The organism is Corallococcus sp. M7 (genome assembly GCF_054512695.1).
In genome coordinates this window covers 4359928-4386174 of sequence record NZ_CM137252.1, presented here as the reverse complement: position 1 = coordinate 4386174, position 26247 = coordinate 4359928, and the positions used below count along the sequence as shown (strand labels likewise).

At 67.4% G+C, this 26247-nt stretch carries 19 protein-coding genes; 6 read left to right on the top strand and 13 right to left on the bottom strand.

Going from position 1 to position 26247, the window contains the following annotated elements:
• Window positions 1–21: 21 nt before the first annotated feature.
• The 3 genes from ACX114_RS17940 to ACX114_RS17930 all read right to left on the bottom strand — a co-directional run bounded on the left by ACX114_RS17940 (window position 22) and on the right by ACX114_RS17930 (window position 6555).
• Complete coding sequence (locus tag ACX114_RS17940; protein WP_459299328.1) at window positions 22–1776, bottom strand: hypothetical protein; 1755 nt, start codon at window positions 1774–1776, stop codon at window positions 22–24.
• A 187-nt stretch (window positions 1777–1963) separates the two neighbouring features.
• Entirely contained in the window at window positions 1964–4189 is a 2226-nt protein-coding gene (locus ACX114_RS17935; protein WP_459299326.1) for a hypothetical protein, read from the bottom strand.
• Window positions 4190–4194: 5 nt separating this feature from the next.
• Entirely contained in the window at window positions 4195–6555 is a 2361-nt protein-coding gene (locus ACX114_RS17930; RefSeq protein WP_459299324.1) for an FdhF/YdeP family oxidoreductase, read from the bottom strand.
• 219 nt (window positions 6556–6774) lie between these two features.
• Between ACX114_RS17930 and ACX114_RS17925 the strand changes: the two genes are divergently transcribed.
• Together ACX114_RS17925 and hutU are read left to right on the top strand one after the other, a co-directional pair.
• Window positions 6775–7206, top strand: coding sequence for a hypothetical protein (locus ACX114_RS17925; RefSeq protein WP_459299322.1), 432 nt, complete (start codon window positions 6775–6777; stop codon window positions 7204–7206).
• 108 nt (window positions 7207–7314) lie between these two features.
• Window positions 7315–8970, top strand: coding sequence for a urocanate hydratase (gene hutU, locus ACX114_RS17920; protein WP_459299321.1), 1656 nt, complete (start codon window positions 7315–7317; stop codon window positions 8968–8970).
• A 626-nt stretch (window positions 8971–9596) separates the two neighbouring features.
• On the opposite strand, the gene ACX114_RS17915 is transcribed toward hutU, so the two are convergent.
• Both ACX114_RS17915 and ACX114_RS17910 read right to left on the bottom strand, forming a co-directional pair.
• Window positions 9597–10730 carry a PIN-like domain-containing protein gene (locus tag ACX114_RS17915; protein ID WP_459299319.1) on the bottom strand — a complete coding sequence of 378 codons (1134 nt, stop codon included), beginning with the start codon at window positions 10728–10730 and terminating at the stop codon, window positions 9597–9599.
• A gap of 726 nt (window positions 10731–11456) precedes the next feature.
• The gene (locus ACX114_RS17910) at window positions 11457–14204 is read right to left on the bottom strand and encodes a restriction endonuclease (RefSeq protein WP_459299316.1); all 2748 of its coding nucleotides are present in this window, start codon (window positions 14202–14204) and stop codon (window positions 11457–11459) included.
• A gap of 578 nt (window positions 14205–14782) precedes the next feature.
• On the opposite strand from ACX114_RS17910, the gene ACX114_RS17905 reads away from it, so the two are divergent.
• The 4 genes from ACX114_RS17905 to ACX114_RS17890 all read left to right on the top strand — a co-directional run bounded on the left by ACX114_RS17905 (window position 14783) and on the right by ACX114_RS17890 (window position 17993).
• Window positions 14783–15049, top strand: a complete 267-nt coding sequence (locus ACX114_RS17905; protein WP_459299314.1) for a transposase — start codon at window positions 14783–14785, stop codon at window positions 15047–15049.
• Window positions 15049–15768 (top strand): hypothetical protein, encoded by a 720-nt coding sequence (locus ACX114_RS17900; RefSeq protein ID WP_459299312.1) that lies wholly within the window; start codon window positions 15049–15051, stop codon window positions 15766–15768. The genes ACX114_RS17905 and ACX114_RS17900 overlap by 1 nt, the downstream gene beginning before the upstream one ends.
• 2 nt (window positions 15769–15770) lie before the next feature.
• Complete coding sequence (hutI, locus tag ACX114_RS17895; RefSeq protein WP_459299310.1) at window positions 15771–17036, top strand: imidazolonepropionase; 1266 nt, start codon at window positions 15771–15773, stop codon at window positions 17034–17036.
• 87 nt (window positions 17037–17123) lie between these two features.
• Complete coding sequence (locus ACX114_RS17890) at window positions 17124–17993, top strand: class II glutamine amidotransferase (protein WP_459299308.1); 870 nt, start codon at window positions 17124–17126, stop codon at window positions 17991–17993.
• Window position 17994: 1 nt separating this feature from the next.
• Here ACX114_RS17890 and tsaE read toward each other — a convergent pair whose 3' ends face one another.
• The 8 genes from tsaE to ACX114_RS17850 form a co-directional block, all read right to left on the bottom strand.
• Window positions 17995–18480, bottom strand: a complete 486-nt coding sequence (tsaE, locus tag ACX114_RS17885) for a tRNA (adenosine(37)-N6)-threonylcarbamoyltransferase complex ATPase subunit type 1 TsaE (protein ID WP_459299306.1) — start codon at window positions 18478–18480, stop codon at window positions 17995–17997.
• Complete coding sequence (locus tag ACX114_RS17880; RefSeq protein ID WP_459299304.1) at window positions 18477–20009, bottom strand: NAD(P)H-hydrate dehydratase; 1533 nt, start codon at window positions 20007–20009, stop codon at window positions 18477–18479. Before ACX114_RS17880 ends, tsaE begins: the two co-directional genes overlap by 4 nt.
• Window positions 20010–20023: 14 nt before the next feature.
• A complete protein-coding gene (locus ACX114_RS17875; RefSeq protein WP_120588133.1) occupies window positions 20024–20398 on the bottom strand; it encodes a holo-ACP synthase in 375 nt (124 codons plus the stop codon).
• 6 nt (window positions 20399–20404) lie between these two features.
• On the bottom strand, window positions 20405–21130 hold the full coding sequence (locus ACX114_RS17870) for a pyridoxine 5'-phosphate synthase (RefSeq protein ID WP_120550607.1): 726 nt from the start codon (window positions 21128–21130) through the stop codon (window positions 20405–20407).
• 101 nt (window positions 21131–21231) lie between these two features.
• Window positions 21232–22626 (bottom strand): phosphoglucosamine mutase, encoded by a 1395-nt coding sequence (gene glmM / locus ACX114_RS17865; RefSeq protein ID WP_014396361.1) that lies wholly within the window; start codon window positions 22624–22626, stop codon window positions 21232–21234.
• A 164-nt stretch (window positions 22627–22790) separates the two neighbouring features.
• Entirely contained in the window at window positions 22791–24014 is a 1224-nt protein-coding gene (gene folP / locus ACX114_RS17860; protein ID WP_459299301.1) for a dihydropteroate synthase, read from the bottom strand.
• Between the two features lie 159 nt (window positions 24015–24173).
• A complete protein-coding gene (locus ACX114_RS17855; protein WP_459299299.1) occupies window positions 24174–25484 on the bottom strand; it encodes a hypothetical protein in 1311 nt (436 codons plus the stop codon).
• Entirely contained in the window at window positions 25481–26212 is a 732-nt protein-coding gene (locus tag ACX114_RS17850; RefSeq protein ID WP_459299297.1) for a CBM96 family carbohydrate-binding protein, read from the bottom strand. Before ACX114_RS17850 ends, ACX114_RS17855 begins: the two co-directional genes overlap by 4 nt.
• Window positions 26213–26247 lie beyond the last annotated feature (35 nt).

Below are 26247 nucleotides of genomic sequence, written 5' to 3'. Positions count from 1 at the left end.
ATGACGGATGGTGGACCGCGCTCAGTAGGCGCGGAGGATCTTCAGGCGCCAGCCCTGCGGCCACAGCGAGTCGTAGTAGCCGCGGTAGCCGCTGTAGTCCGAGCCGTACAACTGGAGCTCGCCCGCGGTGCCAGGCCGCCACACCGCCGTGTAGAACGTCTGCCCGTTCACCACGTACGGCTCCAGCAGCTTCAGACGCCAGCCCTGCGGCCACAGCGAGTCGTACGTCGAGCGGAAGGACGCGTACGTGGCGCCGTACACCTGCACCTCGCCCTCGGTGCTGGGGCGCCACACGGCCGTGTAGTAGGTCTGCCCGTTCACCACGTAGGGCTGCAGCAGCTTCAGACGCCAGCCCTGCGGCCACAGCGAGTCGTACGTCGAGCGGTACGACGCATAGGTCGCGCCGTAGATTTGAATCTCCCCTTCCGTGCTCGGGCGCCAGACGGCCGTGTAATACGTCTGCCCGTTCAGCACGTACGGCTGGAGGATCTTCAGGCGCCAGCCCTGCGGCCACAGCTCGTCGTACTTCGCGCGGAAGGCGGTGTACGTGGCGCCGTAGAGCTGGATCTCGCCTTCGGTGCTCGGACGCCAGACGGCGTTGTAGAGCACCTGCGTGCCCACCACGTACGGCTGCAGCGTGTGCAGCCGCCAGCCCTGCGACCAGAGCTGATCATACTTCTCGCGGTAGTCCGCGTAGGTGCGGGCGTAGGCCTGGAGCTCGGACTGCGTGCTCGGCTCCCACACCGCCGTGAAGGTGCCCGGGAGGTTGGGCACGCCCACGTCCGTGTACTGGGTGATGCGGCACGCGGCCGTGTTGGGCAGCGGCACCTCGTTGCGGCGCAGCGCGCAGGCGCGGATGGCGGCGGCGGCCGCGGCGTTGTCCGGGCTGTAGTAGGTGGAGCCCGGCGTCATCCAGATGGGCGACGAGGGCGAGTGCGGGTTCTTCGCCACCTCCGACGTCGCGGTGGCGCGGATGCCCAGGTCCAGCGCCACGCCGTCGTCGTAGCCCAGCTGGTTGTTCGTGCCCATGCGGTGGCAGCCCAGGCACACGTTGCCGGCGACCTCGACCTTGTAGGCCTTCCACGTCGCGAAGTCCGCGCCGATGAAGCGATAGGGCTGGTCGTGGTTGAAGCCGAAGTCCCCCGTGCCCGGCAGCTTGTTCACGCCCGTCAGCTGCGTCAGGTACGGCGAGCGGATGAGCGCCCCGTTGTCATGGCAGCGCACGCAGCGGATGGACGCCGTGTCCGCGGGCGTCTTCCAGCTCCACGCGCCCGTGCCCTTGGAGGGCGCCTTCACGTCCGCGCCGTAGAGCGTGCCCAGCGCCTGGTAGAAGCAGGTGGCGCCGTTCTTCTTGTTCGTCTGGATGACGGCGATGTCGCCGTAGTAGTTCGCCGCGTTCCCCTGCTTGCGGCAGTGCGCGACGATGGACACGTCCGCCGTCTCCTTCAGCACCTGGAAGCGGCTGCCCGGGTCGCACTGCTCGTTGAGCCGGTTGGGCCGGTCACACTTGCCATTGAGGTGGTTCGTCGTGGGTACGAGCGTGCCCAATTCGCAGTTGAAGTCCGGCACCGTGGCGCCGATGGCCGCGTCGCACTTGGCCGCGTACTGCTCCAGCGTGTCCGACAGCGCCGACGTCTGCTGCGCGAGCACGGGCTCGCCGGAGGACGACACGAGCCGGTGCTCGGCGTTTACTCCGGTGCCCTCACCACACGCACCCAGTCCGACCGTGGCGGCCAGGCCCAGCAGGGCCCACGCCGCACGCAATGAAGTCTTCATGATGAATGCCTCTCGCTTCCCTGGAGACACGGCGACGACGCGCGCGTGGAGGCATGCCCTTTCCGTCAGCCGACGGACGGACCTGTGACCCGGGACCCCTCCCAGGCGTGTTCCAGCACCCCTCGTGGGCCTTTACGCCGGGGCTTCTGGATATTCCCGGACATTTCCCGGGGCATTTCCGGAGCGGTCAGCGGACGGTGAGGTCGACCACGAAGCCGGCGCCAGCGTCCCCCTCGCGGGAGGCGTCGATGACGTCGGGGCGCTCGTCGCCCACCCACAGGCCCAGCACGTCATAGACCAGCCACTGCGCCAGGGACCGGGAGGCCCCCTGCGCGGCCTCGCGCGGCACGCCGGACAGGGCGCCCTGCGTCTCCATCGAGGCCCGGGCCAGCCGGGCCGGCATCACCCACAGCTCCGGTCGCACGAAGGCGGGCACCAGGAAGAGGCAGAACGCGGCCTCCGTGCGGGAGAGCAGCGCGTCCAGGCGCTCGCGGCCCAGGCGGAACGTAGGCAGCCACTGCCCCTCTCCGCGCTGCTCCAGCTTCGCCACCGGCACGCGGACGACCCGGCGCGTGCGCACGAAGCCCTCGCGCTCCACGGACACGATGAAGGCGATCTCCGACGCGGCCTCCGGAGAAGGCTCCGGGTGGCGGTGCACCGTCATGGACAGCGACAGCGGCGACGCCACCAGCGACCCCAGCGCCGCCTGCACATGCGCCAATTCCGAGCGCAGCCCTTCGAGCAGGCCCGAGATCAGCTCCGGCGTCTCCTCACGGAAGCGCTGGAGATGGCGCTGGGCGGCCTCCGCCTCCACGCGTCCCACCGCGCCCACGAGCACGTCCTCCAGGTCGCGGTCACGCAGCCAGGTGCGTCCACCCAGGGGCACCGCGCGCGTCACGTGCAGGTGGCGCAGGGAGGCCGTGAGCGTCGAGGGCTCGGAAGCCTCGGAGGGAGGTGCGTGCTTGTCCTGCCCTGCTCCGGCCTGGAGGTAGGACTGGAGCGAGCGGGCGCGGAAGCGGGCCCGGGGAGACGGATGCTCCAACATCTTGCGCACCAGCCGCCGATCCGTCGCGTTGCGGACGAGCGACAGCGTGGTGAGTTCCGCCTCCGACGAGGCCTCATCGGGTGCGCACCACAGGAGGAACTCGATGGCCGCCTTGCGCAGCACGGGCTTGCGGCCCATGCGCCAGCTGATCTCCTTGCGCCAGGCGACCAACCCATCCAGACCGGGCCGCGCGGGCGTGCGGAAGCGCGGCCACATCTCCGCGCACTCCTCCGCCAACCACACCAGGTGCGTGAAGCCGGGCAGCGACTCCAGCTTCGCGCGGGCGCGGGTGCGCCGCTCGAAGGCCTCCGGCACGCCACGCCGCACGGAGGCGCGGAACAGGCGCTCCTCCAGCCACAGGAGCGTGAGCGCCAGCGCGGGCTCGGCCTTGCGCATCGTGCCCTGGCAGTGGTCGAGCACGAAGCGCGCGTGGCCCAGGTCGGCGGCCGTCTCGAAGTCGCTCTGCACGAGCGCGCCCAGTGCGCCACGCAGGCCGTCCACCGGAGGCGCGTCGAAGAGCGTGAGCAGGTCGCAGAGGTTCTCCACCACCGCGGGCGGTCCGCCCACCTCCACGGTGCGCGCCAGCAGGAGCCCCGCTCGCGAGCACCAGTCCGGCTCCTTGCGCCCATTGGGGTAGCACGCGAGGAAGCCGCGCATGCCGCTGCGGCCGTCCTGCGACGTGGCCAGCGCGAAGAGGCGCTCGCCCAGCACCTCACTCGCCTCACGCCATGGGATGCGCGCGGCGCGCGTGCGGATGAAGTCGGTGAGCTTGTCGCGGCCCCCGTCGCGGGTGTCGGGGAGCAGCGAGCGCAGCTGCTCCAGCAGGTCCACGGACTTCGCGCCCGTGCCCATGACGTACTTGAGGTCCACCTCCACCGAGTCCTGGAAGCGCAGCGCGCGGCCGTCGTAGGTGCAGGGCACGTCGCGAACCAGCGTCGACAGCGCCTCCGGGTGGCGCTTGAGGTGGCGCGTGAGCACCGTGGAGATCGTGAGGGTGCTCTCCCGCTGGACGCGCTCGGCGCTCTCCGTGTCGCCCGCCTCGCGGAGCGCCGCCACCGCCGCGTCGCGCCTCGCGATCAGCTGCTTCAAGAGCCCCGCGCGCGGCTCCTCGTAGGGCCAGAGCAGCTCGCTGAGCGAGGCCAGGAGGAAGAGGAGCTCGGCCGGGGTGCGCTCGCCCGGGGACAGCCGCTCCCACGCGGCGGCCTGGGCGCGCGTGCGCTCCTCCAGCGAAGCCCCGCGCACCCAGCGGGCGAAGTCCTCGCGCCACTCCGCGCTCGACGCCACGGCCTCTTGCGGCGCCGTCGCGGCGACGCGCGCGTGGAGGGCCTGGAGCGGCTCCGGCCAGGAGGAGGCTTCAACCGACGGCATGACGCTCACCCGGACCTCGACGTGCTCGCGGGCACCAGGGCGGAGGGCTCGGGGCTGGGGGCCACGGTGATGATCACGGACTTGGACGTGGGCGTGCGGCTCTTCTCCGCGAAGCTGCCCACCGGCACCAGCACGTTCGCTTCCGGGAAGTACGTCGCCGCGCACTGGCGGGGGATGTTGTACGGCACCACCAGGAACTCGCGCGCCACCCGCGTCTCGCCCTGGAAGTGGCTGGTGAGGTCCACCTTCTGCCCCGCCGTCAGCCCGCGCGCCTTCACGTCCTCCGGGTGCAGGAACACCACGCGCCGGCCCTGGTGGATGCCCCGGTAGCGGTCGTCCAGCCCGTACACGGTGGTGTTGTACTGATCATGCGAGCGCAGCGTCATCATCATGAGCTGCCCGGGCTCCAGCCGGTGGCGCGGCATCGCGTGCACCGTGAAGTGCGCCTTGCCGTCCTTCGTCGTGAAGCGGCCCTCGCGCGGACCGTTGGGCAGCGCGAACCCGCCGGGCTGGTGCACGCGGCGGTTGAAGTCCTCGAAGCCCGGGATGCACCGCTGGATCAACTCGCGCACCCGGTCGTAGTCCTCCACCAGGGACATCCACGACACCTTCGAGCGCGCCCCCAGCACGGCCTGCGCCAGCCGGGCCACGATGACGGGCTCGCTGAGCAGGTGCTCGGACGCGGGGGCCACGGCGCCGCGCGACGCGTGCACCATCCCCATCGAGTCCTCCACCGTCACGAACTGCCGCCCCGACGCCTGCACGTCGTGCTCGGTCCGCCCCAGGCACGGGAGGATGAGCGCGCGCCGGCCATGCACCAGGTGCGCGCGGTTGAGCTTCGTGGACACGTGCACCGTGAGCCGCGCGCGACGGAGCGCTTGCGCGGTGAACTCCGTGTCCGGCGTGGCGGACAGGAAGTTGCCGCCCATGGCGAAGAACACCTTCACGCGCCCGTCGTGCAGCGCCTGGATGGTCCCCACCGTGTCCAGGCCGGTGTGGCGCGGCGGCGCGAAGCCGAACTCCTTCGACAGCGCGTCCATGAACTCGGGCTTCGCGTGCTCCCAGATGCCCATGGTGCGGTCGCCCTGCACGTTGCTGTGACCGCGCACCGGGCACACGCCCGCGCCCTGCTTGCCGATGCTGCCGCGTAGGAGCGTGAGGTTCACGATCTCCTGCACGTTGCCCACCGCGTTCTTGTGCTGCGTGAGCCCCATGGCCCAGCAGAAGATGGTGCGCTCCGAGCGCGCCAGGATGTCCGCGGCCTCTTCAATCTGCTCGCGAGGCACTCCGCTCTGCTCCACCACGTCGTCCCAGGACACCGTGGCCAGGTGCTCCACGTACGCGTCGAAGCCCGTCGTCTTGCCCTCGACGAAGGCCCGGTCCACCACCGTGCCCGGCGCCTTCGCCTCGCGGTCCAGCAGCGCCTTGCCCAGGCCCTGGAGGAGCGCCACGTCGCCGTTGATGCGCACCTGGAGGAACAGCTTGTTCAGCGCCGTGCCCGGGCCGAACAGGTGCAGCACCTCCTGCGGGTGCTTGAAGCGGTTGAGCCCCGTCTCCGGCAGCGGGTTGACGCTGACAATCTCACAGCCCCTGCGCGCGGCGGCCTGGAGCGCCGTCAGCATGCGCGGGTGGTTGGTGCCCGGGTTCTGCCCGATGACGAAGATGGCCTGCGCGTGGTCGAAGTCCTCCAGCGTCACCGACCCCTTGCCAATGCCAATCGTCTCCGACAGTCCCGTGCCGCTCGACTCGTGGCACATGTTCGAGCAGTCCGGCAGGTTGTTGGTGCCGAACTGCCGCACGAACAACTGGTACAGGAACGCCGCTTCGTTGCTCGTGCGGCCAGACGTGTAGAAGGCCGCCTCGTCCGGTGAGCCCAGCGCGTTCAACTCCTCCGCCACCAGCGCGAAGGCGTCATCCCAGGAGATGGGCTCGTAGTGCGCCGAGCCCTCGCGCAGCACCATGGGGTGCGTGAGCCGGCCCGCCTTGCCCAGCCACAGGTCGGATTGCTCCGCGAGCCGCGCCACGCTCCAGTCGCGGAAGAACTCCGGCGTCACGCGCTCCTGCGTGCCCTCCTCCGCCAGCGCCTTCGCGCCGTTCTCGCAGTACTCCTGCACGGACCGGTGGGAGGGGTCCGGCCACGCGCAGCCCGGACAGTCGAAGCCGTCCTGCTGGTTGACCTTCCAGATGAGCTTGCCGCCGCGCCACGGGCCTGCCTCGCCCAGCACGTGCTTGAACGCGCTCAGCACCGCCGGCACGCCGCCCGCCACCGTCTTCACCGGCCCCACGTCCGGAGCCCGGTTCTCCAACGGAGGCTGGGCCGCCGGCACCGCCAACGCGCTCCCCTTCCCGTCCTGTCCCTGATCCATGTCCCACCTCTGCGCGGGCGGGACTCTACCGCGCCCGCGCCTTCCCGGCAGGCCCGGGGCCCCGGCCCGGCCGTGACGTGGACGCGCACCCGCAATCCTGAGTCCCCACAACTCCACGGAAAACCACTCTTTCAAGCCTCACGGGGATCATGCAGCATGGGTTTCACGCGGAGTGCCCCCCGGCGCTCCGCGTCAACCCCGCATCAGGAGGCATCCCCCATGAAGGCCTTCCGTTCCGTCATCGTCGCCGCGCTGTTCCTGTCGCTCCCCGCCCTGGCCGCGCCGGTGGTCCACAGCATCTGGTCCAGCCGCGGCCTCTACGTCGCCGACAACACCGGGCGCTACACGGTGACGAGCTCCAACACCGTCGTCGCCTGGAACCAGTCCACCAACACCGCGTTCGTGAACTTCCACGGGTTCGCGGGCGGCAACGAGTACGACTTCGAGCTGGTGGGCTCGCCGGCCATCTCCACCACCGTGGACGACATCAGCGGCATCTGGAACATCCGCCGCAACGGCGCGTTCATCTGCACCGGCTGCTCGGGCACCGCGTACGCGCTGAGCCTGCCCGTGGGCAACTACTTCAAGTTCTACGACTCCACCAACGTGTTCCACTTCAGCGCCTACATCGACGCGCGCAAGGACTACTGACGCACGGCGTCCAGCGTGTCCGGGAGTGACGTTGGCCCTGCACGCAAGCCCCCCGCGGCCCCGGGGGTTCGGTTAGGGTGCGGCGCCCCCTTTCCAGGAGTCTTCCGCATGTCCCGCATCATCCGCGCCTCTCGCGGCACCACCCTCTCCTGCAAGGGCTGGGTGCAGGAGGCCGCGCTCCGGATGCTGATGAACAACCTCGACCCGGAAGTGGCCGAGCAGCCCGGAGACCTGGTCGTCTACGGCGGCACCGGCAAGGCCGCCCGGGACTGGCCATCCTTCGACCGCATTGTCGCAAGCCTCCAGAGCCTCACCGACGAGGAGACGCTGCTCGTGCAGTCCGGCAAGCCCGTGGGCATCCTGCGCACGCACCCGGACGCGCCGCGCGTGCTCATCGCCAACTCCAACCTCGTGGGCCACTGGGCCAACTGGGAGCACTTCCACGAGCTGGAGAAGAAGGGCCTGATGATGTACGGCCAGATGACGGCCGGCTCGTGGATCTACATCGGCACGCAGGGCATCCTGCAGGGCACCTACGAGACCTTCGCCGCCGCGGGCCGCTTCCACTTCGGCAGCGAGGACCTGGCTGGCCGGCTCATCCTCTCCGGCGGCCTGGGCGGCATGGGCGGCGCGCAGCCCCTGGCCGCGACCATGAACAACGCCGTGTTCCTGGGCGTTGAAATCGACCCGCACCGCGCGCAGCGCCGCGTGGAGACGCGCTACCTGGACGTGGTGGCCAAGGACCTGGACGAGGCGCTGGCGCTGGCGAAGGAGGCTCAAGCCAAGCGCGTGGGCCGCTCCATCGCCATCATCGGCAACGCCGCGTCGGTGTTCCGGGAGCTGTACAAGCGCGGCATCAAGCCGGACCTCGTGACGGATCAGACGAGCGCGCATGATCCACTCAACGGCTACATCCCCACGGACCTGTCGCTGGAGGCCGCCGCGGAGCTGCGCAAGCGCGACCCGGAGGGCTACGTGAAGCGCGCCCGCGAGTCGATGATCATGCACGTGCAGGCCATGAACGACTTCCAGGCCGCCGGCAGCCACGTCTTCGACTACGGCAACAACCTGCGCGGTCAGGCGAAGGTGGGCGGCATGGAGAACGCCTTCGAGTTCCCGGGCTTCGTGCCCGCGTACATCCGCCCGCTGTTCTGCGAGGGCCTGGGGCCCTTCCGCTGGGTGGCGCTGTCCGGAGACCCGGAGGACATCCGCCGCACGGACCGCGCGGTGCGCGAGCTGTTCCCGCAGAAGGCGTCGCTCAACCGCTGGCTGGACATGGCCCAGGAGCGCGTGGCGTTCCAGGGCCTGCCCGCGCGCATCTGCTGGCTGGGCTACGGCGAGCGCGCCAAGGCGGGCCTCGCGTTCAACGAACTGGTCCGCAAGGGCGAGGTGAAGGCGCCCATCGTGATTGGCCGCGACCACCTGGACTGCGGCAGCGTCGCGTCCCCCAACCGTGAGACGGAGGCCATGAAGGACGGCTCGGACGCGGTGGCGGACTGGCCCATCCTCAACGCGCTGGTGAACGCGGTGAACGGCGCCTCGTGGGTGTCCTTCCACCACGGCGGCGGCGTGGGCATGGGCTACTCGCTGCACGCGGGCCAGGTCATCGTCGCGGACGGCACGCCGGAGGCCGCGCGCCGCATCGAGCGCGTCCTCACGTCCGACCCCGGCATGGGCGTGCTGCGCCACGCGGACGCGGGCTACCCGGAGGCCATCGACGTGGCGAAGGAGCGGGGCGTGCGCATCCCCGGCCTCACCGCCTGAACGGCGGATCGCAAATACCTGGAACATCGCTGCCCCCAGAGATGCTGGGGGCAGGCTTTCCTCCTTCGAAGTTCACGTTGATGCAACGGGAGCCCGCTACAGCGGGCGCCGAGGGGGCTCATTGGAGCACGTAACGAAAGTCAGGGCTGAGCTGACCATTAGCAAGAAGCATCCTCAGCTTGAGGAACATGGTCCGTGAACTCGTCCTCGGCGCCTTCTGGCAGCGCATTGCCCCCTGCGGCCTCCGCCTCGGCCGACGATGAAACTCGGCAGTCCTCGGGCGGACGACCGGGCGGTGCTGGAGGCCGCTTGTCTTCGTGCTCAGAAGCGGCATCCCCCGGGTGATGCTGCCTCGCAAGCAGTTCGGTCTGTCGGGCATGACAGCCTGACGCAGGTTGGAGGAATGAACCTGGGCCGGCGTGTGGGAACAACTCCAGGCGTGGTTGCTGGATGCGCTGGGCTGCGAAGCAAGGTGGATTTCTCCCGTGCCTCCGCTGCGCCGACTTCGAGTCCACGACGAGAGTAAGGACGACGTCCACTTCGGCTTCCTCGTCCTCAGAGGCTGCGTCAAGCTCCTTCGCCGCCTCTGTCCTGGCATTTGTCAGGAACTGTCAGCCTGACCGACCTCACATCACACCAAAAAGTTGAGAACGCACATCAGTAATTGCACGCGTAACGCGCTCAAGCAACTCATCGCACACGTCAATGCGTTTTTGAATCTCGTGGAGCTGGCGCCTGTCTTCCAATCCATGTGGAGAATATTGATCCTCCGAAATTCTGGCATCAACAGATGCAAGCTGCTCATCGAGATTTTCCCGGTCCGCCTTGAGCAACTGAGACTGAAACAAGAGCGCCTCATAACGCTCGCGAAGCATTTCCTTATTCAACGCTTGCAGTTTCGCGAACGACTTTTGCTCTTGCTCCTTAATGACATCAACCACCTCGGATGGCACGTTCTGACCAAGATATTTGCCAACAAGGCCGAGAAAGGATGACAGCGTGTACATGTAAAATCGCTGCCGAGCGAGTTTCCACATTTCCTGCCCAAGCTCAGGTCGAGGTCCATGGGTCCGCCCTTGGTGTATCCACCACCAATCTTCCTTCTGATCCTCAGTGACAAAGATAACCGGGCATTGCTTTTCCTTCGCGCGCTCAATGATCTTGAACCAAATAAGCACGTCACCTCCGGCTCGGACCTCGTCCCCCTTATTGTCGAAGTCTTTGTAACCGGGAGGAATTTTTGTCTTGCCCCGAGTCTTTGCTTCTTCGATCCTCCGGATCAGCACATCCCCGGAATACGGCTCATCAAGCCGCCCCTGAAGGAGAGACGCAAGCTCGTTGCTTTCTGCATCATCCAGCGAAACACTGCGACTGTTACCCCAGGCCTGCGTGACCTGCTCAATGAGTTGGTCTAGTCCCTCCGTCAAAGCATTGGCGTCGAGGAACGGGTGCTCACGAAGGTCTCTTGACTTCAACTGCTCCTTGATTCCATTGAACCCATCAAGGACTGTCTTACAGTTATCCGCGAGATTGTGAGCCACCTTGAGCTTGTTCCGCTGGTACTCGGCGGCAATTTCGTAAGGAACCCAAAGCCGCTCTCCTAATTTTCTAAATGTGTCAAGTATGGCCCTCCGGGCTTGCAGGTTCCGCCGGTGAATGTGAAGCAGGACGTTTGCATCAAAAACAAACGCAGCCTTTCTCCAAAGTTCGTCAAACTCTTCTTCAGTCGGACGATAATAGCCGGGAAATAGTTCCTTCATTGCCCTAGCTTAGAGGGGCACATCGGGTCCGTCCAGACTTGGTATATCGGTGCAACCAGGAACTAGGGACTCCCAGCAAATGCCTGGACAAAGGCTACGCAGAAACATCACGCAGCAGGCGAGAACGCGGAAACCGAAGTGGACGTCGTCCTTACTCTCGTCGTGGACTCGAAGTCGGCGCAGCGGGTTCTTCCTGGCCAGCGTGCGCTCCTCGACACAACGTTAGCGTCCGCGCCTTTCCTTGGACTCGACGCCGGGGCGTGCGATGCGGGCGGCGATGCCGCGCAGGCCAAGCCCGCTCCGGCTCCTCCTGGAGGCGTAAGCTTTGTCGCCGTGGAGTACTCCCGGGCGGAAGCGGCGCTGCCCCGAGTGCATCCGCACCGCGGGCGCAAAGTTGACGAGGGGGAAGAGTTTGTGCGTGTCGTGCACGTTGGTTGCCGTCACCGACTCGGTCAGCGGCAGGCCGCGGGCCTCTGCGAGAAAATGATCCTTGCCACCCGCCTTCGCTCTATCCCTTGGGCTTGGGCCCAAGCGGGCCCCCCTTTTTGACGCCCGCACGGGCGAGAAATCGAGGGAGGCGCGGGAGAAATCCACCTTGCTTCGCAGCCCCAGCGCATCCAGCAACCACGCCTGGAGTTGTTCCCACACGCCGGCCCAGGTTCATTCCTCCAACCTGCGTCAGGCTGTCATGCCCGACAGACCGAACATCATGTCCCGCAAGGTTGATCACAGCAATTGCCGATTGCCGGAAGGAGGGACTTTTCCTGCAGCCCATTTATAAAACCCGAGTATGCCGGTCGTATAACGCTTCACTGACGCTGGCGTCCAGGTTGCCCGTAGCGAGCTTCGAAGCCCTTCTCCAAGCTGCATTATGTCAATGTGCCCAGCCGAAACCGCCGCAGCAATGTACTGCACCGTTGCCTGCTGGAGCACAATTTGTTTCACAGTCCTTGCTAAATCCCTCTCGCCCGACAGTCTCTCATGAGGACATATTACTCCCTCTTTTGACCGCTTCACCAACCCAAGCGTCAATGCATCAGAAACGGCATTGCGCAGCCCCTCTTTCTCCAGTCTGTCTGCCGAGATGCCATTCTGTGCTGTTGCTACACGCCGGAGGACACCCAAGAGAGCAGTCGGCGTGCTTGCCCCCAAGAATCGCCCACTGCGGCGTCCTCCGACGCCAACCAAACCCTTCTGGCCGCCAATGCCATCCGGGCGCGCGAAGCCCCCCATTCGCTGCTCCAGCAGTCCCGCGAAAATCAGCCACCTACGGAGAGACTCAGCATAGTATTTTAGCGTCTTCTCAGACCAGCGCATGCTTGGCGGCTGAACTGCGCGAAATATACCCATCCAATCGTCAACTGTGAACAACTGCCCCTTTTCCATGGAGAGGATCGATTTTTGGTACGCGATGTGCCGCCTAAGCTGCCGCTCGACATGATTGGCAATGGCTGCATTTGTCGAATGATTGACATGCGTAGACAGTCGATAAGAGTCGGTCGCCATCCGATCCACCAACTGCAAAGCAACAAGATCGCTCAGCACGTTTGCACAGGGCCCCTCCTTGGTCCCAGCCGTGGCTGCAATCTGCGCGACTGCCCCTACTCCGACTCGGGCAACTGCTCCTAAAATTCGGACTGCAGAAGCCGGACTTGCTTGAAATGTCCTCGCCCAGGGAATCTCGGGTACGCGTTTTTGAGTAAGATAGTCGCGAAAGATATCCCAATACACTGCATAATTCATTCCACTCCGAATCAACAACCTAGCGTGAATTAGCTGATTGGCGGTTTGGGCTGAATAGGCTTCCTCAACGGCCGCAATTGACGCAGGAGAATTCCGCGCAACATAGGCGAGACAGCCGATTTGATCCTTGCTTAGCGAAGCCAAGTCACTCTTGAATAGATCCTCAATATCCAACTGCCTCTCAAGAAGCGCATATTGAGACTCGCTAGTTGAGATTTTGGTCAGAATATGAATCGTCAGTTTCTTGAGCAACCAAGGAAGCCCCTGGCACTGCTCAACAAGCCTGTCTTTCAGTGCTGATGAGAGCGTTCTACCCGTTGCCTTCCCGGCTCTATGCAAGACCTTGAGAATCTCAGTCTTTCCGAACTCCTTGAGAGAAAAGGCTCGGCGCCTATCGCTAAGTTCATGCCACAAGTGATAGGCGGGATGCTGCTGAGGTAGCGAAATGTCGGTCTTCCAGGAGAACCCGAGCACGATTGGAAGGCGTCGTGCATCAATTTCCAGACTGAGCGACCGAACGGACTCAAAGATTCCAAACAGGGGCTCTTTGACGAAGAGTTCTTCAAATTGATCCAGGATCAGGACTATGAGCCCACCCTTTTTGCCAACGATTTCCAGTCCCTCTTGAAGATCTGGTGAATCCAAGGGATGGCTGGCATTGGTGACATGGAGCTTGTTTCTTTCTGCAATCATTCCTGCAGACTGCGCATCAACAAATGACTGCCGTAGCGACTCAATGACGAAGCCGGAACTAGTCGCCGAGCGCGTGTCAATAACTGTCAATGAGCATTTTGCAATCAAGCCTTTGGCTGCGAGATCGGCAAGCTTAAGAACAAGTGAGCTCTTGCCCCAGCCGCTCGGCCCTGTGATTGCAAAATTGCGGGTCGAGGTGTGCTGCGTTCGCGCCTGCGCCAAAAATCCGGATATGTCCTCAATAATGTCCGCGCGGCCGACAAAATCGGCAGGCTGGGCTGGTCTTGGATCATCCCATCTATCGCCGGAGGCCACGCGCGCGACAGGAACCATTGATGTTGCACTAACACCAGGAGAAGAGATGCTCGGCGATGCGCCTGAAGCACTGGGGTAAAAATGGAGAGAGCCAGGGAGGCCCGAGACTGCTGCACATTCTTGAGCCTCCTTCTTGGAAAGAGGGCTGCCGTCCATGGCATTGAACGGCGTATAGAACTTTGGAACGCCCCCTTGCAATAGTTGAGCAATCCAAAATCGCCCCGATGGCGTAAGAACAAGAGTCCAGGCGCCTACCTCAAGCCTAGTGACTGGCGGCAACTCTATGCGAGGGCGCACAATTGCCCCTTGGTGGAGAAGGATTTCTATGATCTTCTCCGGGCCATACCACACGAACAGTCGTTTGTTACGCTCGTCTTGCTGAATCTCCTCCCACATACCTGCGCCATCTTTGCCGAGTTCTGAGGTAGAGAAGAGCCAGCCGGCATCTGCATGGCGAATTTGAACATTACCAAGGAGCTTGGTAATCGTGTCTGCAGAGAGTGCATCTTGGTATGCCTTGCACTCGACAAGGATTGTGCGTGGCTCATCGATTCCCTTGGCTAATAAATCGATCTCCATCCCAGTCACACGCAACTGCTGTGCCACACGGAATCTCATGGATCTGATTAGCTCGCCAACCAAGGCTTCGAAAAAATTACCCTTCTCTGTGTTTGTCCAATCGTCTGGCACCTTCACAAGAATGTGGCGAAGTTCACTGGGCATCTGGCGTCCCTCCGTCCGGCAGGATGTTGTTGAGCAGGCTACTATATGGCCTCGCCGTAGCGAAGCAGGTATGCCACGAAGATCCAAGGCTGCAGTTGACACAAGCTACGGCTGCCCGGAACAGTGTCCGCCGACCTACTCCAAATTTCTCACGCGTGCGCGTGAGCCGCTTCACCAAGGGCCGTGCCTTCTGCAGCTGAGCTACACTCAAAAAGTCACTCCTCGCTGCGGAGCGGCGGCCGGATAGCAAAGAGCCGCAAAGCCAGAAGACAGCACCTAGCTGAGGCCGCCGAACTAAAGCCTTTGCACCTCCCCTTGATTGATGAAACCACCGCCACCCTCACCAGAACTCGCCGCTATGCGCATGCGCGGCGAGAGCAGAGAACACACGGCCATGTCCCCATTGAGCCGTCGGCAGTTACTCACGATAGTTGGGTACCTAACGCCGCAAGAGATGGGACCTGTACTGAATTTCGAGGGCGCTTCCAATAACAAGCAGTCTGAGACCTACATCTAGGAAGGGCTCATCATCCTCAAGCCCACGACGTCGTGGTTCTAGACAACCTCAGTACTCATCATTGGCCGTTGTCGAGGCGCGCATCCGCAGCCTCAATGCGCACCTCATCTTCCTGCCGCCCTACAGTCCCGACCTCAATGCCATTGAGTCCTGCTGGCTAGAGGTGAAGACACGCCTGCGGGCCATTGGCGCACGAATCTATGCCGCTCTCATCCAGGCCATGCGCGACGCGCTCTCGACCGTGCGGCCGCAGGACGCAGCTGCATGGTTCTCTTACTGCGGCGACTCCGCATCAACCGCCGTGATCACCGTAGTAGAGTGCTCCTGATGCCACGACGCGTCCGACCCTTCGTGATGACCGCGGTGATGGGTGTGCTCGCCGGCTGCACGCCCACCACCGCCGGGCCCATGGTGATGCGCCTGGGCCCGAGCGTGCCCAAGCAGAACTTCTTCCAGCTGGGCCTGCGCGCCGGCCCCCGCCTCAACGCCCCGCAGCTGTCGGAGCGCGGGGAGAACGGCACCTTCCAGGGGGACGCGAAGCCCTTCCACAATGATCAGTGGGGCATCAACATCGACGGCTCGGTGACGGTGCCCGTGAGTGAACGGCTGTCGTGGCACGTAGGCCTGCAGGGCGAGTTCGTCGGCCTGCCGGTGCCCGGCTACGGCGTGTATTCGGGCATGTCGTATTACATCGGCTCGGAGAAACTGGGCCTGGCGCCGGCCCTCTCCTTCCGGGGCGCGTCCGACTTCGGGCTGGGTGAGACGGACAGCACCAGCAGCCTGTTCGGCGTGGAGGCCACCTGCGCGTTCACCGTGCAACCGGAGCCCGGCATGTCCCTGGGCCTGGTGCCGTTCTACAGCGTGCAGCAATCGCTGGTGAACCCCGGCTCGCAGGTGACGACGCACTTCTACGGCGCCGTGGTGGCGGCGCAGCTCAAGTTCGGCGAGTCGCGCACGAAGCTGGAGCTGTCCGGCGGCTTCGGCCGGGCGCACTCGGGTGACACGAGCTGGAACGCGCCCCTGGCGGGCGTACGCGGAGGACGCTGAGCATGGAAGCCCTGGACCTGTGGGTGCGCAATACCTCCGAGGTGCTCACCGTGGAGGGCACCCACCGCGAGCCCGCGGAGAAAGCCCTCACCCCGCGCCCGGGAGCGGGCATTGGCGTGAAGGACGGACGCGTGGCCTACGTGGGCCCGGAGTCCGGATTGCCGAAGGGCGCGCTCACGGACGCGACGGAGCTCATCGACGCCGAGGGCGGCTTCGTGGGCCCGGGCTTCGTGGATCCGCACACGCACCTGGTGTTCGCGGGCGAGCGCTCCGCCGAGTTCGACCTGCGCAATCAGGGCGCCACGTACCTGGAAATCGCCAAGGCCGGGGGCGGCATCGCCAACACGGTGAGCGCCACGCGCGCCGCGAGCGAGGAGGAGCTGGCCGCGCTCGCCCTGCCCCGCATGGAGCGGCTGCTCGCGCAAGGCGTGACGACCGCCGAGGTGAAGAGCGGCTACGGACTGAATCTGGCGGACGAGCTCAAGATGCTGCGCGCGGTGCGCCGGCTGGGATCGCTGTCGCCGCTGGAGCTGGTGCCTACGCTCTTGTGCGCGCACTCGGTGCCCCCGGAGTACAAGGACCGCCGCGCCGAGTACGTGGACCTCTGCATCAATGAAATCCTGCCCGCCGTCGCGCGCGAGGGCCTGGCGCGCTTCTGCGACGTCTTCACCGAGGACAGCGCCTTCACCGTGGAGGAGTCCCGCCGGCTGCTCAACGCGGCCAGGGCGCTGGGCCTCACGCCGCGCCTGCACGCGGATCAGCTCACCGCGTGTGGCGCTTCGGCGCTCGCCGCGGAGGTGGGCGCCGCCAGCGCGGACCACCTGGAGCAGGTGACGGACGAGGGCATCCGCGCGCTCGCCGCCGCGAACGTCACCGCCGTACTCGTGCCTACCTCCACCCTCTTCCTGCGCATGCGCCCCTACGCGCCCGGCCGGAAGCTGCGCGACGCGGGCGTCAACATTGCTTTGGGTTCCAACGTGAATCCGGGCTCCTCCATGACGGAGAACCTGGCGCTGGTGCTGGGGCTCGCCTGCCTGGAGAACGGCCTGTCGGCCGCGGAGGCCTACTGGGCCGCCACCCGAGGGGCCGCGAAATGCTTGGGGCTGCAACAGCAGGGGCGTCTGGCTGTGGGCGATGCGGGCGACCTGGTGGTCTTCTGCTGTCGCAGCTACCGGCACCTGCCTTATCATCTGGGTATCAGTCACGCGCGCGTGGTGGTGAAGGGCGGACGTGTGGTGTTTCGCGCGCGTATGAATCACTGCCCCTGATTGGATGCCGCTGAACAACTGGCATCAGACAAGGGGGCAGGTGGAACTTCCCTCGTGGGCCGGCCGTTGTAGAGATCAGCTGCCACCATGTGCCGATTATTTGGATTCAGGAGTGCTGTTCCCGCTGCTGTCCATACCGCCCTTGTGACGGAGAGGAATTCCCTCCTCATCCAGTCGCGTGAGCACAAGGACGGCTGGGGTATCGCCACGTACGGACAGGAGTCCTCGCCGCTCGTCGCACATGGCGTGGGCCCCGCGCACTGCGACCCCGATTTCGAGCGCGTGTCGAGCCAGGTCTCCGCGCGCACCGTGGTGGCGCACATCCGGCTGGCGAGCGTGGGCGCGGTGGAGCTGCGCAACTCGCACCCGTTCCACTTCGGCCGCTGGTCCTTCGTGCACAACGGCACGCTGCGCGAGTTCGCGAAGCACAAGGCCACCGTGGAAGCGCTCATCCACCCGGAGCTGCGCGTCAACATCAAGGGCACCACGGACAGCGAGCGCTGCTTCTATCTGTTCCTGTCGCGGCTGTCGGCGCGCGGGCCGCTCGACGGCACGGTGAGCGTGGAGGCGATGGCGCAGGCGCTCGCGGAGACGATGACGCTGGTGTCCACGCTGACGGACGTGCCGGGGAGCCGCGATCCGAAGGATCGCTCCGCGATGAACTTCCTCGTCACGGACGGCGAGGCGATGGTGGCCACGCGCCGCAACCGCACCCTCTTCATCTCCTCCGGCATCGGCGGCTGCCCGGAGGTGCTGCGCGCGCCGAACACGGGCGTGCCGTTGCAGCAGTTCCTGGTCGCCAGCGAGTCGCTGTGCGGCGGGCCGCACTGGGTGCCGGTGGATGAAGAGGACGTGGTGGGCGTGGACTCGCGGCTCACGTTCCACCGCTGGAAGGTGCAGACGCTGGCGGACGGGGTGCTGAACCCGCGGCCGAACGAGCAGCACGCCACGGTCTGATTCAGCCCAGCCACGCGTCGAGCAACGCGGCCGGACGCGCGCCGAAGGCCTCCACGTCGAGGCTCCGCGCGTCCTCTCCCTCATGGCGGAGCGTGACGCGCAGGAAGTCGCGCGGCGCGGCCTGGGGGATGCGGTCCAGCCACTCCACCAGCATCGCGTGGTCGCCGCCCACCAGGTCCAGGAACCCGGTGGCGTACAGCTCGTCGTAGTCCGTCAGCCGGTACAGGTCCGCGTGGTACAGCGGGATGCGGCCCGCGTACGGGTACACGATGGCGAAGGTGGGGCTGGCCACCTCCGACTCCGCTACGCCCGCTCCTGCGGCCACGCCACGCACCAAGTGCGTCTTGCCCGCGCCCAGGTTGCCAATCAGCCCCACGAAGTCCCCGGGCTGAAGCAACTGCCCCAGCTTCACGCCCAGCCGGTGCGTCTCCTCCGGCGACGGAGACACGAGCCGCCGCGAACGCGTGGGCTGCGTCTCTCCGCTCATCGCTCCCACCGGGTCCAGACGTGGCCCAATCCAATCAGCAGATCCGTGGCGATGAGGCCCATCAACCCGCGCTGCTGGGCCATCAGGTCGCCCGCGAGCCCGTGCGCGTACACCGCCGTCCACGCGGCCTTGGGCAGCGGAATCCCCTGCGCGAGCAGCGCGCCGCACACGCCCGACAGCACGTCGCCGGTGCCGCCGGTGGCCATGCCCGCGTTTCCCGTGGGGTTGATGAACACGCGCCCGCCGGCCTCCGCGATGAGCGTGCGCGAGCCCTTGAGCACCACCGTGCAGTTGAGCGACGTGGCCAGGTTGAGCGCCACGCCCACGCGGTGCGCCTGCACGTCCTTCGTCGTCCGGCCCCACAGCCGCGCCATCTCTCCGGGGTGCGGCGTGAGCACCACGGGCCCCTTCGCCTCCCGCAGCACCTTGAGGTCCTCGGCCACCGCGTTGAGCGCGTCCGCGTCCAGCACCGCGGGCACCTCCACGGACGCCAGCAGGTCGCCAATCAGCGCGCCCGTCTCCGGCCCCCGGGGGATGCCCGGCCCCATCACCAGCGCGTCCTTGCCCTCCAGCGCGGCCTTGAGGGCCTCCAGGTCGCCCTTCCCCAGCGGGCCCTCACCCGGCAGCGGAACGCCCATGATCTCCGGCGAGTGCGCCATCACCCACGGCAGCGCCTCCGGACGCGTGGCCACCGTGACGAGCCCCGCCCCACTGCGCAGCGCGGAGAGGGCCACCATCGCCGCGGCGCCCGTCTTGCCCGGACTGCCCGCCACCACCAGCACATGGCCGTACGTGCCCTTGTGCGAATCCGCGCGGCGCTTGGGCAGCGCCTCTCGCGCGTCCTTCTCCTCCACGCGGAACAGCTCCGCCCCGGACACCGCGCGAGTGGACTCACCGCCCAGGCCGATGTCCACGCGCCGCACGTCGCCGCACAGCGAAGCTCCGGGCTCCAGCTCATGCGCGGGCTTCACGAAGCCGAAGGCCACCGTGACGTCCGCCTCCACGCACGGCGAGAAGGGCTCCGCCGTGTCGCTCTGCAGGCCGGACGGGACATCCGCGGCCACCACCTTCGCGCCCGCGCGCCGCCACCGCGCCACCGTGCCGATGGCGTCCGCGAACAAGCCCTCCGGCGCGCGCTTCAGGCCGGTGCCGAAGAGGGCGTCCACCACCACGTCACCGGGGCCCGCCTCCGGCAGCGCCTCGAAGGCGCGGGGCGACTCACCGAAGCCCTCCAGCGCCTGGAGGTTGCGCTTCGCCTCCAAGGTCAGCTTGCCGGTGTCCCCCACCAGCGACACCACCACCCGGGCGCCTCCCTCCAGCAGGAAGCGCGCGGCGACCAGGCCGTCCCCGCCGTTGTTGCCGGGGCCGCAGAGCACCGTGAAGCGCCCGCCCTGTCCCGCGACGCTCCGGGCCGCCTCCGCGAGCGCCCTGCCCGCGTTCTCCATCAACAACCCGGACGGCATCCCGTGCTGCTCTTCGGCGGCCTTCTCGGCCTCACGCATCTGGTTCGCGGTGAGCACGCGCTGCATGGCTTCCAACCTCCCTACTTCGTCTGGAGCACCACCGTGGCCGCGGCCACGCCGGCATCATGGGTGAGCGCGAGCATCGCCTCCCACCCCCGCGCTTCCATCACTTCACGGGCCACGCCGGAGAGCACGAAGCGCGGCGGACCGCCCTCGCGCACCACCTCCATGTCCCGCCACTTCACGCCCGGAGGCACGCCCATCGCCTTCACCAGCGCCTCCTTCGCCGCGAACCTCGCCGCGTACGCGCTGGCCGCGTCGTGCCGGGGCGCGCAGTACGCACGCTCGCCGTCGGTGTACACGCGCGCGAGGAACGCCTCCGCGCGCGGACCGTCGAGGATGCGCTGGATGCGCTCGATGGAGCAGAGGTCCAACCCCAGTCCGACGATGGGCATACGGACCTATCCCGGGTCGCGCATCAGTTCGAGCATCTCGCGCACCGCGCGCTCGAAGCCCACCAGCACCGCGCGCGCCACGATGGCGTGCCCGATGTTCAGCTCGTCGATCTCCTGGATGCGAGCGATGGCCTGCACGTTGTCGTAGTTGAGCCCGTGCCCGGCGGCCACGCCCATGCCCAGCTTGGCGCTCGCCTTGGCCGCGTCCACGATGCGCGCCAGCTCCCGCGCGCGCTCCTTCTCGTTGCGCGCCTCGCAGTAGCGGCCCGTGTGCAGTTCAATCCGGTCCGCGTTCACCTTGTGCGACGCGCGCACCTGGTCCAGGTCCGGATCGATGAACAGCGAGACGGCGATCTCCCCGTCCTTGAGGTTCTTGATGATCTTCGCGATGGACTCGCGCTGGCCCGCCACCTCCAGGCCGCCTTCCGTGGTGAGCTCCTCGCGCCGCTCGGGGACGAGCGTCACCACGTCCGGCTTGTACTCGTAGGCGATCTTCACCATCTCCGCGGTGGCGGCCATCTCCAGGTTCAGGAGCGTCTGCACCGTCTCACGGAGGATGCGCAGGTCCCGGTCCTGGATGTGGCGCCGGTCCTCGCGCAGGTGGATGGTGATCTGCCGGGCGCCGGCCAGCTCCGCCATCGCCGCGGCCGTCACCGGATCCGGATACACGGTGCGCCGCGCCTGCCGCAGCGTCGCCACGTGATCCACGTTGACACCCAGTCGCTGTCCCATCGTCCCGCTCCTTGCGCTGGCGCGGTGCGGGATTGTCCAGGGACCCGGGCCCGCGCCGGCCCCTCTATTCGTGGCCGGCGTCCGGAAGTCAACCGCTGTCGCTAGCCGTTCAGCGCCTTGGAGAGCGCCTCGACGATTTCGCGGGCGTACGCCTCGTTGCGCGCCGCGTCCTCGCCCTCAATCAGGACGCGGGCCTTGGGCTCCGTGCCGGAGAAGCGCACCAGCACGCGGCCGTTGCTGCCCAGCTTCTGCTCCACGTTCTTGATGGCCTTCATCACCGTGGGCAACTCCCCCAGCTCCTTCTTCTGCTTCACCACGACGTTGAGCAGCGTCTGCGGCACCGGCTGGAAGATGGAGGCCAGCTCCGACAGCGGCTTGCCCTGGCGGCACATCACGGCCAGCAGCTGGAGCGCCGCGAGCGTGCCGTCGCCCGTGGTGGTGTGGTTCAGGAAGATGAGGTGGCCGCTCTGCTCGCCGCCCAGGCTGTAGCCGTTGCGGCGCATCTCGTCCACGACGTGCCGGTCGCCCACGCGCGTGCGGACCACCTTCACGCCCCACTGGGACACCGCGCGCTCCAGGCCGATGTTGCTCATCACCGTGGAGACGAGCGTCTTCTTCTTCAGCTCCTTGCGCGCGACGAGCTCACCCGTGCAGATGGCCATGATGGCATCGCCGTCCACGACGTTGCCCTTCTCGTCCACGACGATGAGGCGGTCCGCGTCGCCGTCCAGCGCGACGCCCAGGTTGGCGCCGTGCTTCACCACCGCCTTGGCCAGGCCCTCCGGGTGGAGCGCGCCGCACTTGTGGTTGATGTTCTTGCCGTCCGGGGACACGCCCAGCGCGATGACCTTCGCGCCCAGCTCCTCCAGCACCGCGGGCGCCGTGCGGTACGCCGCGCCGTTGGCGCAGTCCACCACGATGGTCATCCCCTCCAGCGTCAACTCGCGGGGGAAGGTGGCCTTCAGGTAGACGATGTAGCGGCCGCGCGCGTCGTCCAGGCGGATGGCCCGGCCAATCTTCGTCGCCGTGGGGCGGATGTTGTCGATTTCCCCGCTGGAGACCAGCTCTTCAATCTTGGCTTCCGTCTCGTCCGGCAGCTTGAAGCCGTCGCGCCAGAAGAACTTGATGCCGTTGTCCTGGTACGGGTTGTGGGACGCCGAGATGACGGCGCCCGCGTCCGCGCGCATGGACGTGGTGAGGTTGGAGATGCCGGGCGTGGGCAGCGGGCCCACCTGCTCCACGTCGACGCCCATGGAGATGAGGCCGGCGGACAGGGCCTGCTCCAGCATGTAGCCGGAGAGGCGCGTGTCCTTGCCCACGATGACGCGGTGGCGGTGCGGACCGTTGCGAATGAGGTACGCCAGGGCGCGGCCGAGCCTCATCGCGACCTCGGCCGTCATCGGATAGACGTTGGCCACGCCACGAACGCCGTCCGTGCCGAACAGCCGCTCCGTCTTCTGCGCTTCCTTGGGGGGCATGTCCATCCTGTACGCCATGTGTGCCGCTCCACCTTTCCCATTGCCGGAAGGGCTCCGGCCACTCGCGTCCGGGGCTTATACCCCGTCCAGCACATGGGCCCGAAGCTAGGGATGCGGTGTCACCCAGGCAAGCGCCCAGGCGTGCGGACCCGCCTTGTTCAAGACGCCAGGGCTTGCCCCCGTCAGCCGCCGTACAGGTCGCCGCCGCCCCGGGCCCTCCGGATGGCGTCCGCCACGGCCAGCGCGTCCCGCGTCTCCCCCACGTCGTGCACCCGCACCACGTCCGCGCCGCCCAGGACGGCCATGGCCGCCACGGAGCCCAGGGTGGCCGCCAGGCGCTCCTGGGGGCCCTTGCCGCCCGTCAGCTTCCCGAGGAAGGACTTGCGGCTGGTGCCCACCAGCAGGGGCTGCCCCAGCCCCCGCAGCTCCTCCAGGCGCCGCAGGAGGAAGAGGTTGTGCTCCAGCGTCTTGCCGAACCCGATGCCCGGGTCCAGGAGGATGCGCTCGCGGGGGATGCCGGCCTCGGTGGCCTGGAACATCCCCTCCTCCAGGTAGTCCATCACCTCGCCCACCACGTCCTGGTAGCGAGGCGCCTCCTGCATCGTCCTGGGCATGCCCTGGGTGTGCATGAGGCAACACGCCGCGCCCGCGGCGGCCACCACGCCGGCCAGCGCCGGGTCCGAGTGGAAGCCGGTGATGTCGTTGATGAGGTGGGCGCCGGCCTTGAGGGCCTCCTTCGCCACCGCCGCCTTCGTGGTGTCCACGGAGATGGGCACGGTGGAGCGGCGCTTGATGCCCTCCACCACCTGGAGGATGCGCGACAGCTCCTCCTCCGCGGACACCGGGAGCGAGCCCGGGCGCGTGGACTCACCGCCCACGTCGACGAGGTCCGCGCCCGCGTCCACCAGCTTCAGCGCGTGCTCCACGGCGCTGGCCGCGTCCGGGAGGTTGCCGCCGTCGGAGAAGCTGTCCGGCGTCACGTTCACCACGCCCATGAGGTACGTGCGCGTGCCCCACTCGAACCGGCGCCCGCTCAGGGTCAGCGCCGGCAGGGGCGCCGGGGACAGCGCCTCCTCCAGCGCCCGCGCCAGGCCGTCCGTGCGCGGCGACCTGCGGGCGAGCGAAATCAGCCGGTCGAACTGCTGGCGGCTGCCGGACAGGAGCACCTCGCCGGGGTGGTCCACGTGTCCGCCCGGCGTCCAGGTGGGCAGCTTCTCCCGCTCCTTGGAGCCGTACGGCGGCACCAGCTCCTCCTCGTAGGAGGGGCGGCCCCCGGTGACGAGCACGTGCGCGTAGCCCAGCTCGCGCGTCAGGTGCTCGCGGTTGCGGGGGGACAGGTTCAGGCGGCGGAGGACCAGCGACAGGTCGTCGGGACGGTCGCGAGAGATGAGGCGTGCGCGCAGCACGGTCAGGACCCCTTCGGAGCGTGAGGACGGCGAGCAGTCAGTGTCGCCGCTTCGGGCGGTCCAGGGAAGGGAGGACGGCGGGAACGCGCAACGGGGCCCGGCGCCTCGTGTGGAAGGCACCGGACCCCGCGTGCGTCGGTCACACCGGCCGCGAAGCCGTCACGGGTTGAACTGGATGAGCCCCATGTCCGTCAGCCCGGAGGAGTAGAACGTCGTGGCGCCCACCGGCGTGGAGCCCTCGAACGTGAAGGCCAGCCGGACGCCGCCGTCCGGCAACACCGCCATGAACGCGTCGGACACCTGGGGCCCCAGCATGCGCGACCAGCGGTGGGCGCCCGTGGGGCTGAAGCTGGCCACGAACCGGGGCGGGTAGGTCCTGGGCAGGCCGTCCGTGCCCAGCTCGCCGCCGCCCAGGTCCGGCGTCGGCGACGACACGATGCCGTTCACCACGAGGTTGCCCGCGCCATCCACCGCCACCTGTTCGCCCGTATCCCCGGGGCCCGGGTTCGCCAGCACGCGCACCCAGCCCTCGCCGCCGGACGCGGTGAGCGTGCCGAACATGCCGTCATCCGCCCAGTACTCGTGGATGGGATCGCCGCTCGTGTACGTCTGGCCCTGGAAGGTGAACTCTCCGTTGAAGTCCCCGGCGAACGCCGCGCCGCCGTCCGGCAGGGGCGCCACGCCGTTGATGCGGCCGACGTTGCCCTTGAACCCGTAGCGCCACACCGGCGCGCCATTGGGCGTGAAGCGCGCCACGAAGGCCGCCCCGGCCATGGCACCCGGGCCCGCGAGCACGGCGTTGTTGCCGCGGCCACCCATCACGATGTTGCCCGCCGCGTCCGTGGCGAGCGCGGACGCCGAGCTCCACTCATCCACGGTCTCGAAGGCCTGCGACCACTGGTGGCCGCCGTTGTAGTCGTACTTCACCAGGAAGAGGGACTGGGTCTGATCATCGGTCGACTCGCTCATGCGCCCCGCGTAGAGCTCGCCGCCGCCCAGGTTCACGTAACCCTCGAAGTGCCCCGCGACGATGACGCTCCCGTTGGCATCGGTGGCGACGGCGGTGGGCACGGCGATGGACGGGTAGATCCGCCCCTCCTCCCGGCCCGGCCGCTTCTCCGCCCGGAAGCCGTGCGCCCAGACGGGGTTGCCGGTGGGGGACAGCTTCAGCACGAACACCCCCTGCGCCCCCAGGTGGGTCTCGACGTATGCCAGCGGGCCGGTGCCCAGGTCCGGGCTGCCCTCGTAGGAGCCCACCACCAGCACGTTGCCCAGCGGCGTCACCGTCATCGCCTGCAACACCACCTTCTCCCCGACTCCATACGCGCGCGACCACTGGTGCTGGCCCGCCGTGTCGAAGCGCGCCACCAGGAAGCCCGAGGGCCCCGGCAGCGCCGCGCCGCCCGCCTTCGCCGGGCCGCCGTCATACTGCCCGCCCAGCACGAAGCCCGTCCCATCCGGCAGGTTCACCAGCGCCCGTGCGCGCTCCCGCGCCGTGCCTCCCAGCGTCTTCGTCCAGACGTCTGTCCGGGCGTGCCCGCGCCCCGGTAGGTGCACCAGTCGTAGCGGTAGATCGTGTCCAACTGCGGCCGCCGCGAAGCGTTGGACGCCTCGCGCGAGGAGAACTCCGCCCCGTCGTCGCCCATGGGCAGGACGCCCACCTCCAGGAGGGAGCGCGACCGCGCCGCGTCCTTCACGTCCACCATCAGCCAGGTGTCGGGGTCGACATACGACGCGGTGGCAATGGCGGAGCCCTCCACCGGCCGGGTGTTCCAGACGAGGTCGTCCTCGCGCACGCCGCCCGTCACCGGATGGAACGACAGCCCCGTGGAGGTGCCCTGCTTCGCGTACAGCCGCAGCCGCGCCTGGATGAGCTCGCCGCCCTCCCCCTCCAGGTTGAAGCGCAGATACGACTGGTAGCGCGTGGGAGCCGCGTCCACGTACAGCGTGGACAGGCTGCTCATGGGCAGCTCCGGGTAGTCACTCCGCACCGCGCCGTCCTGCACCGCCACCAGCGTCCGTGAGTCCAGATACGTCTGGGGCTGGCATGAGGCGGGCAACGCCGCCTGCTCCACCGCCTTCAACGCCCCCTCCTGGACCCCGTCCTCCGCCCCCGTCGCTCCGCCGCACCGTGGCAACGCCGCCAGCATCGCCAACGCCGCTACGCCCTGCGCTCCCCGCTTCCATCCGTTCCGCATCGTCGTGTCGTCCCCCGACGAGGCCTTCCCAGCCC